This window comes from Paenibacillus whitsoniae (assembly GCF_003955665.1).
In the GTDB taxonomy this organism is placed as follows: Bacteria; Bacillota; Bacilli; order Paenibacillales; family NBRC-103111; genus Paenibacillus_E; species Paenibacillus_E whitsoniae.
The window spans coordinates 20,440-32,684 of record NZ_RXHU01000110.1; the positions used below are offsets into that span (position 1 = coordinate 20,440).

Sequence of the window (12,245 nt, forward strand, 5' to 3'; positions counted from 1 at the left end):
GCATAACCCAAAACATGCACCGCAATCTGCCTGCAGGGATGTTAAAGATGGCTTCGAAACGAGGTTTGATTTTAGAGATTCTTGAGATTCTTGAGCCACAGGCCAGTCCTCCTTGCTCCCGATTGTTGATAATTCCTTTTTCATGATGTGCTTTATGATACCGCCTTCACGCCAATGATTCAATACAAGCCTTCCTACCTCCTGCCAAAAAGAAACCGCCAACCCTCACAGCCGCAAGGATTGGCGGAATTCTCTCACTTACTGATTCACATTGGAGTTGTACAAATTGCCGCCGCCTGTGCGCGTATCGTTCGCAGCGGTTGTGCCCGTCGCCTGGCTCGTTGCAAAGACAACGTAACCTGCCGAATTATCCAAATTTACCGTGTTATTGTTAAACGAGTTGTTCATGCCTGTTGCGTAGTCGGTGCCATGCGTGCGAACCTGGAAGGCGTCCAGTATTTTCGTATTGCCGTTGCGATAGCCTTGATTATAGCGAACAATGGTATTTACGCCTTTTATATCGATAAAGCTGTCTGCGCTGTTATCTCCGCTGATGCCTGTGCCATTGAAGGTGCAGTACTCGATGATCGTACCGGTCGCGCCCTCTTTGACATCAATATGCTCCGCCGTAATGCCGCCGTTGAAATTCGTGTGGCTGATGACATTTCCCGTCACGACGTGTTCGTAATTCGAGCTGGAGTCAGATCCGATATAGGCGCCTTCTCCGTACCCTGACTGGTATTTGCCTGTATCATAAATCAAAGAGTACTCTAGCGTGTTATAGGAGCTGCCGTCACGGAAATGAACGCCCTCGTCGCCAACGTTGTGGACCTCAACATTGTTCAGGAGGTTACGATTGCCGTTGTCGATGATGATGCCTTTTTGCGCCGTGGTGATTTCAACATCGCGAATTTGCCAATAATCGCCGGTCAAATGAATGCCGTAAGACCCGTCATTCACAGCCGAGCCTTTCAGAACTGCCGGGTTCGAGGAATCGCAGCTTTTCAACACGATCGGACTCCCCGACGTACCGTTCGCTCCGGAGTAGAACAAGCCTTGACCGCCCGGATCGCCGCTGGTCGAGCGATTCCCGACATACGTGCCCGGTGCAAGCAAAATAACCGTACCCGCCGTCGCATTTTTCATTGCGTTCTGAATCGCCGTTGTCGAACTCAGTGCCCCGGAGCAGCTCGAGCCGGAAGAGCCTGCGCTCGTCGTCACGTTAATCGTGGAGCTTTGACCGGAGGCATTGCCGGCAGCATCCTTCGCTTTGATGGCATAGCTGTAGGTGGTGGAGGCTGACAGGCCGGTGTCGCTGGTAGATGTGCCGGTCACCGTTTTGAGAAACGAGCCGTTCCGGTATATCTCATAACCGGTGACTCCGACATTGTCGGTCGATGCGGACCAGCTCAAATTGATCTGCGAGGACGAAGCCGCCGTGCCAGTAAGCCCGGTCGGCGTCGAAGGTGCCTGTGTATCGCCACCTCCCCCGCCGCTGCCGCCGCTCTCGATCACAAGCTGCGGCTTGTTGGAGGCATTTTCCTTGCTGTTCAGCGTCGTATACTTCCCTACGCTTTCCTGCAACGCGAAAGATACCAGGCCGTCACCCCCAGCTTCCGCTGTAACATACGACGTGACGTCGATTTCGTTATACATGTTGGTCGTATTGATCGGGATACTGCCTGCGGAGGCGCCAACCGTCGGCTTCGTATTCCACGTAATGGCCGACTGCGTCCAGCTGTCCGTCGTCTTGTAGGCAGAGAGCTCCGTGTTGGAGGAAGCGCTGCCATAAATACGCAGCTTCGCGCTCGTGACACCCGAAATACCTGCCAGGCTAAATTTCAAAAACGAATAGCGGGAGGCACCTGGGTCGTTTTTCACATACAGCGAAGTGGCTGTCCCATAATTACTCGTCGGATTCCCTTCATGGACATAAGCATCGTCGGAAGGGGTGAGCGTCGAAGTGGCGGCGCCGGCCACAGATGGAACCGCCAACACCAGCAAGGACGATAGGAGAACCAACAGGCTCGTTCTGCTTCTCTTGGGATCATACTGCTTTTTCATCAACATTCCTCCAGGTTTTCAAATAGATTACGATTTCACAAAGCCAACCTCATCTGCCGAAACCTACTGCTTGCTGCCTTCTCGTCCTCCCTGCCCCCTTTCTCTCAAAAATCATTTGGTTGCGCTTACAAACCAAGCTTACCACTTCGCCGAATAAGCGAATTGTATAATTTTAGGGTATTCATGTGTTTTCTTTGGAAAAAAAATCCTGTTCCCGCCCGCTGATCAAAAAATAATCCCCGGCTGCTTGCGCACGTTTTGGATGGAACTAGGCATAACTGCCAGATCCCCGTCATACCATGTAATGTTGATCTTTTCTGAAAAGCTTTCTGAAATTTACAGAAAAACGGAAAGACCAGCTCCCCAAATTCGATGCCCAATGGAAGGATGTTGATTTCGTATTCTTACGCTGTCGAAAGTACTCTATCTGGAGAGCCAGTGCTCCAATCCGCAAGATGCCATTATTATCCGTTTGCTGCTGGAAGGCTTAACGCCGCAGGATATGCTCCAGCTTCGCCGCCATTCGCTCCAAGTTCCGAGCCGAAAACTGACCTACACAGATGGCTGCGGCACCATAAAACAGCACCACGTCTCACTCGCCTGCATGGACCTCTACCAAGCGGCCATCGATCAGACCCACTACGAGATTCCCGCCGCCCGGCTTGCCAAAGCCTCAATTGCGACGCTGCGTGAAAGCGGCCGGCTGATCAAACTCACCTTAGCTGATTATGTGGCGAATCGCTGCTTGATCACCGACATGGATTCGGCCATGCTGCGAACCATCTACATGCGGCTGCGCCGATTAGCCGCCCATTTTTCGGCACCTGAGCTGCTCGAGCTGCTGAATGGAGGCAATCTGCCCGCATCTGCGCAACAATTCGCGCATGCCTAACCGCAGCGCTTACATATAGAAAGCCGCAAATCCTGTCTGGGGCAGGACTTGCGGCTTCTTCTTTTTATTGCACTTTCAGCAGGCGCCACTGCTGATTCTTACCGCCGTTGTCCGTCCATTGAATGGCTGCGCCGCCATTCGCTTTGGACCCGCCGGAAATATCGATCAGCTTGCCGGTCGCTCGATTTTTCAGCTTGACATTGCCGCCGCCGTTGTCGACGACTTGCCATTGCTGGCTGCTCCAGCCGCCGTCCGTCCATTGCTCGATCACCGCACCGTCAGCGGTCGAGCCGCTCTCCACGCCGATGATCAGACCGCTGCCCCGGTTCTGAATCTTGTAATATCCGCTGCCGGCGCTGATAAATTTCCACTGCTGGCTGGTCCAGCCGCTGTCAATATACTGCTCCAGGTTATCACCGCTCGCCGTCCCTTGCCCCACGACATTGAGATCTTTCCCGCTGTTGCGGTTTTCAAGCAAATAATACGCGCTCGTATCGATCGCCGGCGAAGAAGCGGAAATACTGCCCATGGCCGCATCAATCGTCACATTGCTGCCCCAGCTCATCGAGAGCGAGGTGTTTGTCGGGAACGTCAGCGGCAGCCACACATAACGCGATTCCATCACTTTGCCGCTCCAGGCGCCCGCCCAACGGTCGCCCATGTACAAATAGCTGGTTGTGCTTGAGCCTTCAACCGGCAAAATATACGCACTTTGCGAATCAAACGTCGTCGAATCCCCAAAGTTCGTCAGCCCGCTCCACGTGCCCGTGATGCTGGACGCTGTCGCGTATTTGGCCTGGTTCGGATCCCAGCCGGTTGCTCCCGACGTCACGAGGAAGTACGTGCTGCCCCGCTTGAACATTGCCGGCGCTTCGCGGTATTGGCCTGACCATAAGGTCGTGACAAGCGAATCCACCCCAAGGAAATCGTTCGTCAGCTTGTAGATGTTCAAATTCGCATTGACGCTTGTCGCCGAAATCAGATAGGCGGTTCCGTTATCGTTGTACACCGTCATATCGCGGGAATCGTACCCGAGCGGACGGAAGCTGCCTTGGTACGTGTAATTGCCGTCTACTGTGCTGGAATAGGCGACGGCTGTGCGTGCCTGACCGTAGTCCGACCCATTTTCCCAGTGCATCCAGAGCACATATTTGCCCGTCGACGCATTATAAATGACCTTCGGCCGCTCGATATTGGAAACATTCAGTTCTGCCGCCGAATTTTTCGTCAGGATGTCGTTGCGGAATTCCCACGTCTTCAAGTCCGTAGACCGGTAACAGGATACCGCCTTGAACGTGCCGTCGTCGTTGCGGTTTTCCCCGAACCAGTAAAAGTAGCTGCCTACCTTGATCACCCCGCCGCCGTGCGCGTGAATGATGTTGCCGTTCGTATCTTTGAATTGAATGCCATTTTGGATCGTGACAGCGGCTGCCTGTGAGCTTGGAACCAAGAAACATGCACATGCCACCACAAACGCCAGCAAAAAGGTCAGTATGATCCCCCATGTGCGACCTCGGACAGGTCTTATCATCATTGACATCCATCCTTTCCCGTGCGGTTTGGTCTTGCGTGATACCCTTCTGTCTGACCATCGTGCTTCGTGCTGCTGAAAGCGGTTACTTCACTGCTCGCGCCACCACCTCCTTTACCTTCACATTAGCGAATTCTCCGAGTTCTCCGCTACTGAACAATCCGTCGTGAACTATGAACTTTCTCAACTTCCCGCTTCCGCATGCAACGGTTCACCGCCCACGATGCAAACGCCCATACAAAAAAAATGGATCTCCCTCATCTTACGAGGAAAATCCACCTGTATGACCGCCGAACGGCGCGTCCCTTCGTTTTCGTTTGATCAGTTCCGGAACGGCAATGCCGATCATGGTAATGATGACACCAACCCACTGCAGGGCGGATACAGACTCATGCAAGACGACAAACGACATCGTGACCGCTGTCGGCAGCTCGGCCGCGCCCATAATGGTCGCCATGCCGCCGCCGATGCGCGGCACGCCCAGCGAGAAAAAAAGCGGCGGAATGACCACGCCGAAAACTGCCAGCAGCAACGCCCACGGCAGAAGCTGCTCATGCAGCGAGCCGTTCCAGAGGAAATGCGGCGGGTACACGAGCATGACGAGCACGAGCGAGCCGGTCTGCATCAGCGCGCTTCGCGTAATCGGCGCTACCGTGGTTGCTGCTTTTCCGCTCACGACGATGTACAGCGAGTAGGTCAAGGCTGACAGCAAACCTAGCATCGTCCCCAAGAGTGACGGTGCTTCGAGGCCCCCTTTTAAATATCCGCTCGCCATCAGAATTCCGGCAAACAGGACAACGAGCGAAAGAACTTTGTCCGAACCCGGCCGCTTTCTCCCCATAATCGCCTCAAGTACAATCCCGATCCAGGTGAACTGGAACAGCAGTACAATGGCAAATGAAGCGGGAATATACTGCAAAGCGCCATAATAAAAAATCCCCGTTAAGCCGGACGTCGTGCCCATCGCCATCAGCGTCAGCACTTGCCGCGGCTTAGCGCGGTAAGCAGCGGACGACTCCGCCTTGGCGCCGCGATCCGATTTGGAAACGACCAGCACCAGCAGCCAAAGCATGATGACGCCGAATAAACATTGACCGCCTACCACATCGCCGACGTGATAGCCCGCATCGTACGCCTTTTTTACAAACGTAGACAACAAACCGAAGCTGCACGCCGCGGCTAGCACGTACATGTAATATTTCATCATAGCGAGCGCGTCAGAATGTCTCTGACTGACTCCCTTGTCATGATTTTATATTGCCCAACGGACGGTTTCATAAACGATTTATGCACCAGCTCCTCGATGCGGCTGTCGTTGATCTGGAAATCCGCAAGTCGACTCGGTGCCCCCAGCGAGTTCCAAAAATCGCGCAGCCTACGAATGCCCTCGAAAGCGATCTCCGCCTCCGTCTTGCCTTCCGGTTGAATGGCGAAAACCGCCTTGGCAAGCTTCGCCATGCGCGAAGGATCCTCCTCTGCGCAGTGCTGCATCCAGTTCGGGAACAAGACCGCCAGACCGCCGCCGTGTGGAATGTCATAGACGGCCGACAAGCCGTGCTCGATTTGATGCGAAGCCCAATCCCCGCCGTCCGTTCCGCAGGAGAGCTGCCCATTGAACGCCATCGTCCCGGCGTACATGATCGTCTCGCGCAGCTCGTAGCTTTGCAGGTCGGCAATCAATTTAGGCGCCGCTTCGATAATCGTCAGGAGCGTCGCTTCCATGTAGCGGTCGATCATCGGTGCATTGTCAGTCCGGTGAAAATATTGCTCCAGCACATGGGACATCATATCTACAATGCCGTAAATCGTCTGATCTAGCGGAACAGTTGTCGTATACATCGGGTCGAGGATCGAAAAAGCCGGATAGGCCAGCGGCGAGCTCCAGCCACGCTTTTCGTTTTTATCCCAGTGGGTAATCACGGAGATATTGTTCATTTCCGAGCCGGTTGCCGCCAGCGTCAGCACGGTGCCGAGCGGCAGCGCGCGCGTCGCCTCGGCTTTGCGTGTGATAATATCCCACACGTCGCCTTCATAATAGACGCCGACCGAAATCGCCTTGGCGCAGTCGATGACACTGCCTCCGCCGACGGCCAGAATAAGCTCAATGCCCTCTTCGCGACAAAGAGCAATGCCTTTTTGAACAGTGGTCAAACGAGGGTTTGACTCCACCCCGGAAAGCTCAACCACATGTGCTTTCATCCATTCAAGCTGCTCCATCACAGCGTCGTAAACACCGTTTTGCTTGATGCTGCCGCCGCCATAAACCAGCAGCACGCGTTTGCCTGGTGTGCCAAGCTCCTGCTGCAGCCGTTCGATCTGTCCCAGTCCGAACCAAAGTTTGGTGGGATTATATTGCAGAAAAGATTGCATGGTACGTCTAACTCCTTCGATGACTGATTCTACAGCAGTATATCATAACTTGTGTAAATTACTAAGCGGGTGCGTTACCACAGTAAAGAGAGCACCTCACTGCCCGCCTCCCCGCGCAAAAAAACATCCCCAGCCATTCACATGACTGGGGACGAACACATCTATCCTACACGCGGTGCAGCGGCAGCGAAAACGAAATACTGCAGCCTTTGCCCAGGCGGCTTTCCGCCCAGATCTGTCCGCCGTGGTACTGGACAATCTCCTTGGCGATCGCCAGGCCGAGCCCGCTGCCGCCCGAGTTGCTGCGCGACTTCGACACTTTGTAGAACCGCTCGAAAATATGCGGCAAATCCTCCTCGCTGATCCCGACGCCGGTATCCGTCACGCGAATCAAGAGCTCGCACGGCTCGTCACGGATTTCTACGCGAACATCGATAAAACCTCCGCTCGGTGAAAACTTGATCGCATTATAGATAATATTCGCATAGACCTGCTCGATCCGGTCAGCGTCGACCGTCAGCAGCAGATCCTCACCCTGCGTCGGCACAATGTCCAGCGTATACGTGATGCCTGCATTCGCGGTATCGAGCTCATACTTCGCAAACAGCTGGCGTACCATCGTGAGCCAGGAGGTCGGCGCCAGTTGGAAGTGGAACTGCTTCGTCTCCATCCGGCTGAGCTGATACAAGTCCGTAATCAACCGTTGGATGCCGACGATCCGCATATGCACAACCGACAAATATTTGCGCTGCTCCTCCGGCTCCTGAATGACGCCGTCCAGAATCGCCTCCACATAGCCTTGAATCGACGTCAGTGGCGTTCCCAAATCATGGGAAATGTTCGAGAGCAAATCTCGGCGCGACGTTTCCATCAAGATAAGCTCGTTCGTCCGCTCCTTGACTTTCGACTCCAAGTCATTATAAAGACGTGCGTTCTCAATCGAGATGGCTGCCTGCGCGGACAACAGCTTGATAATATCGAGACGATCCGACGTAAAAGCGTTCCGAATCAGATTATTTTCCAGATAGAACACGCCCACCAAATTACCTTGATGCAGAATCGGCTCGCAGAAAATAGACTTGCTTTCCGTTAGTCGAATGTATGGATCTTGCGTGAACATTCCCTCATTCTCGGCATCGTCGAGCACGACACCCTCTTTAAGCCTTGCGACATACTGGATGACCGAAGCCGGAAGATCCTCCCGCGTCGTCAACTCCACCGGACTGACGATACACGACTCCTTCCCGCTGCTGGCCAGCATTTCCGCTTCCACGTACAAAGTGTCCTTATCCTTGAGCACGAGTAAGCTGCGCTCGGCGCCCGACGAGTACGTAACAATTTCCATCAACCGCTTGATCAACTGCTCCAAATTGACTTCACTGGAAAGCGAACGCGACGTATTCATAATCGTCATAAAATCAAGCGCGTGCAGCGAGTAATCGCTGATCTTCGTCGTGCTCCACTCCTGCTCTTCCGTCACACCGGTCAAATAGCCCGGGTAGCGCAGCATGAGATCGTCCGCCTTCGACTTCGCGCCCCAGTGACGGTAACCGAAATAGGCGTCAAGCAAATACGTTTTGGCGATTTTCTCGCGCCCCGCCGTCCGGTAATGCTTGCCGGCCAGCTCGCATGCCAGCGCCTCGTGCTGGATAAAGCCCATCTCGCGTGCCTGCCGAATCGCAGCCTCAAAGTCCTGCTCCGCCTTCAGCGTATGCCCTGTCACGCGATGCCACTCGGCCTGCATCAGCAGGCTCATGTGCAGGTAGTTGGCCGGGCAATTTACGGCCCATTTATCCATTTTGCGCTGCATCTTCTTCACTTGCTTGGCAAACCATCGCTTGCTGGACGGCGTCGCTTCTTCATACATGGCCGCCAGCGCCAGCGTGTAGTACAAATAATGCTCCGGAATATGGAACAACCCGAAGGAAACACTTTGCAGTGATTCAGCGGCTTGGCCGAAGCGAACGGCTTCCGCGTAATCGCCGAACAGCACGTTCAGCATCATTTTTTTGACATGGTACACATGCAGAATCACCTGATTCGGATGAACCTCCAGCTTGCGGACGAGCGCCTTCTCCTCCTCATCGGAATTCCCGATGACCGTCGGATTCAGCGATTTTCCCTCGAGACTCCGAATCACTTCCCTGAGCATTTCCAGCATGAACAGCGTGTCCTGATGGTTCGTCTGCTCCAGAATCCGGTAGTGCTTGGCGAGGTCCTCCTGGACTTCTCCAAGCGCAACGCCCTGCAAATCCTTCACTAGCACCTGATATGTCAGCGCATAGCCGGCAAAAACCAGATCCCCGTCCTCGATTCCGCTGCGGAACGACTCTTGGAGATGCTCCAGCGAAACCTGAAGCGGCTTCACCCACGGCGTCACGAACAGGCCGAACGAAAAATAGCTTTTGGACCGATACTCCGGTGCCTGAAACCGATTGTTCATCCGATTGCCGAGCTGGCCGTACTGGTAACCTTGTTGATAATCGCCAAAGCCCGAGCCGAGAATCAGCCCGTACGCACCGTATACGTAAGCCATCGCCGGCGTATTGCCGTACTTGAGCGCACGCCGCGTCAATTGGATCATAAACAAGACGAATAAGTTCGTATTGACAAAATAAGCTGAAATCGCCACGCTCATCATCAATTTCGTAATTTGAGCGCGATAGCTATCTTCCATAATCGGCAAATCGTACAGCTGCAGCGTGTTTCTGCGGCCGATTTTATGTTTTACATTCAGATAGGCAGCAAAAATGTTCAGCGAATTCGGCGATTCCGGCAGCCGGATGCCAAACTCCGCGAGCGCTTTTAGCCCCACCTTAACGCTTTTGTGCTGTTGCCCGACATTGGTATACAGGACGACAAGCAGGTGATAGACCTCAAGCCGCATCTCATCCGTTTTCGCCTCCAGAAGCAGCTGATCGTAAAGCGTCTCCGCCTCATCGGCTTGACCGTTCAAATACAGCGCTTCGGATTTATCCAAACGCATCGCGAAGCTGAGATCGGCCAGTTCCCTATGGTTCACTTGCACCAGCAATGCCAACGCTTTATTAAAGTACTGAATGGCCGAACGATACGCATTGGACGCTTTCGCCTTGCGGCCCGCGCCGTAGTTGTACTCCAGCAGCTGCAGCAGCTCCTGCCCTTCCGTGACGAGATCCGAGCCCATATTCATATGGTTCACGATTTCAAACAGCCGCTGCTCGATCTGCTCTTCCGAATACTGATCCAACAGCGTCCTGGCGATGTTCAAATGCATCTCCGCAAGCTTCGCCTCTTCAATCGAGCCGTACACCGCTTCCTGAATCGAATCGTGCACGAAGTTGAAGCGAATGTCCCGTGCCGCCGCCTGGCCCGCGCCCTCGTTAAAGAACTTATACGCCGTCCCTACCGGGATGATCAGCCCGTGCTGAATCGGAATCTCAAGCTCTTGCAGCAAAGCATCGAACGGCTTCCGCATCACAAGTCCGAGCGCCTCCAAGTCAAAGTAGACGCCGAGACACGCCGCGATCCGCAGCATATACTGCGTGCCCGCCGGCATCCGTTCCAGCTTTTCCGCGAGCAGGAACATGAGATTGTCCGTAATGCGCAGCTTCTCAATTTCGTCCATATCCCACATCCAACGATTCGCTTCATAGTTGAACGTCAGGAGTTCTTGTTCATACAGATCGGTCAAAAACTGTTTCACAAAAAACGGATTGCCGCCCGTCTTTTGCAAGATAAGCTGGGCCAGTTCGGTCACTTGCCCCGTCTCCGCTTTCAGCGATTCCGCCACGAGTTGGCCGACATCTTCGATTTTCCAGGCTTCCAGCGCAATCCGCTCTCGCACCAATCGCTCCGGCAGCTTATCCAGCAGCTGCACACGAAGCGTGGACAGTACATTCGTATCGTATTCCCGGCGATAAGACCCGATGAACAGGAAGTGCTTCATTTGCGCATCGTTCAAAAGCAAATCGAGGAAATGCAGCGAAGCCGCGTCCGCCCACTGCAAATCGTCGAGGAACAGCACGAGCGGCCGATCTTTTCCGCAAAAAACTTGCAAAAACTGCTGCAGCAAAAAGTGCAGCCGATTCTGTGTCTCCTGCGGAGGGAGCTGCTTGGCCGGCGGCTGCTCACCGATCAGCAGCTCCAGCTCCGGAATCAGATCGGTCAGTACCCTGCCGCTGGTTCCGATCGCCTTGAGCAGCAAAGAGCGGTACTCCGCGAGCTGCTGATCCTTGCTCGTCAGCAGTTGGCGCGCTAGCTCCCGCAGCGCTCTTGTCAGCGCATGGTAGGACACATGCTGCTTATTCGGCTCGAACCGGCCGGAAATGAACCAACCGCTGTCTTTCATCAGCGTCTTCATCGTCTCGGCGATCAGAAACGTTTTGCCGAAGCCGGACTCCCCCGTCACCCAGACGGCTTCCAACGGGCCATGAACGGACCGGCCGTACGCCTGCATCAGCTTATCGATCTCGGAGGAACGCCCGATCAAGCCCTGCGGAATCTGGAACATGTCGGTCATATCATAGAGACCCACTGTGAATTCTTGCAATTCCTCGCCGGCGTTCACCAGCATCAGGCAGTGCTCAAGATCCTGAATGATGCCGTAGGCGCTCTGATAGCGGTCCTCGGCATTCTTCGCCAACAGCTTCATCACGATATCCGAGACAGGCTTTGGAATCCCCATGCGAAGGCTCGCCGGCGGCGCTGGCGTCACGGCAAAATGGCAGTGGATCAGCTCCACCGGATCTTCCGTCTGAAAAGGCAGCCGGCCCGTCAGCATCTCATAGAACGTAACGCCGAGCGAATAGTAATCCGTCCGGTAATCGATGATCCGGTTCATGCGGCCCGTCTGCTCCGGGGACATGTAGCTGAGCGTTCCTTCGAGCAGCATCGGGTCCAGCATCTCCTGACGTTCGCGCGTCAGGGAAGAAATGCTGAAATCGCCCAGCTTGAGCAGCTGCTTGTCGCGGTTGTAAATGATATTGCTTGGCTTAATATCTTTATGAATGACATAGCGTTGATGAATATCCCCGACGATTTTGGCAAGCTGGATCGCAGCCGTCAAGAATGCCGTGAGCGACTGCCGGAACGAAGGCAAATACGCAGTTAACGGTTCGCCTTCCATATCCTCCAAGACCAGCGCCATATTATTTTGATATTTGGGCAGCGCAATCGGTTTGACGACGCCGGGAATATCAAGCATAGTGCCAATCTCAAACTCGCGCTTCAATCTCGCCAGATCGGCTGCGAGCGGATAATCGGAACGGAACGTTTTGACAATGACTTTTTCCTGCGTAACCTTATGTACAGCGCGATAAATAACCGTACGCTCGCCCTGATAGAGTTGTCTGATCAGCTCGTATTCCGGCAAAATTAACATAAAACCCTCCTACTGAAATCTTGCTG

At 54.1% G+C, this 12,245-nt stretch carries 6 protein-coding genes; 1 reads left to right on the forward strand and 5 read right to left on the reverse strand.

All coding sequences use genetic code 11. The annotated features are described in order from the left end of the window. Positions 1-258: 258 nt before the first annotated feature. Entirely contained in the window at positions 259-2,064 is a 1,806-nt protein-coding gene (locus EJQ19_RS28775) for a CBM96 family carbohydrate-binding protein (protein ID WP_206438502.1), read from the reverse strand. A gap of 472 nt (positions 2,065-2,536) precedes the next feature. On the opposite strand from EJQ19_RS28775, the gene EJQ19_RS28780 reads away from it, so the two are divergent. Beyond that, positions 2,537-2,956, forward strand: a complete 420-nt coding sequence (locus EJQ19_RS28780; protein WP_126144680.1) for a hypothetical protein — start codon at positions 2,537-2,539, stop codon at positions 2,954-2,956. A 64-nt stretch (positions 2,957-3,020) separates the two neighbouring features. Here EJQ19_RS28780 and EJQ19_RS28785 read toward each other — a convergent pair whose 3' ends face one another. The 4 genes from EJQ19_RS28785 to EJQ19_RS28800 form a co-directional block, all read right to left on the reverse strand. Continuing rightward, entirely contained in the window at positions 3,021-4,490 is a 1,470-nt protein-coding gene (locus tag EJQ19_RS28785) for an RICIN domain-containing protein (RefSeq protein ID WP_241243125.1), read from the reverse strand. Positions 4,491-4,749: 259 nt separating this feature from the next. After that, the gene (locus tag EJQ19_RS28790) at positions 4,750-5,679 is read right to left on the reverse strand and encodes an EamA family transporter (protein WP_241243126.1); all 930 of its coding nucleotides are present in this window, start codon (positions 5,677-5,679) and stop codon (positions 4,750-4,752) included. Positions 5,680-5,690: 11 nt separating this feature from the next. Continuing rightward, the gene (locus EJQ19_RS28795; RefSeq protein ID WP_126144681.1) at positions 5,691-6,857 is read right to left on the reverse strand and encodes an iron-containing alcohol dehydrogenase; all 1,167 of its coding nucleotides are present in this window, start codon (positions 6,855-6,857) and stop codon (positions 5,691-5,693) included. Between the two features lie 166 nt (positions 6,858-7,023). After that, a complete protein-coding gene (locus EJQ19_RS28800; RefSeq protein WP_126144682.1) occupies positions 7,024-12,219 on the reverse strand; it encodes an AAA family ATPase in 5,196 nt (1,731 codons plus the stop codon). Between the last annotated feature and the right edge of the window lie 26 nt (positions 12,220-12,245).

Bases quoted from the DNA above. Each gene is read 5' to 3' on its own strand.
- EJQ19_RS28775 (WP_206438502.1), bottom strand. From the start codon at position 2,064: ATGAAAAAGCAGTATGATCCCAAGAGAAGCAGAACGAGCCTGTTGGTT.
- EJQ19_RS28785 (WP_241243125.1), bottom strand. From the start codon at position 4,490: ATGATGATAAGACCTGTCCGAGGTCGCACATGGGGGATCATACTGACC.
- EJQ19_RS28800 (WP_126144682.1), bottom strand. From the start codon at position 12,219: ATGTTAATTTTGCCGGAATACGAGCTGATCAGACAACTCTATCAGGGC.
- EJQ19_RS28795 (WP_126144681.1), bottom strand. From the start codon at position 6,857: ATGCAATCTTTTCTGCAATATAATCCCACCAAACTTTGGTTCGGACTG.
- EJQ19_RS28790 (WP_241243126.1), bottom strand. From the start codon at position 5,679: ATGTACGTGCTAGCCGCGGCGTGCAGCTTCGGTTTGTTGTCTACGTTT.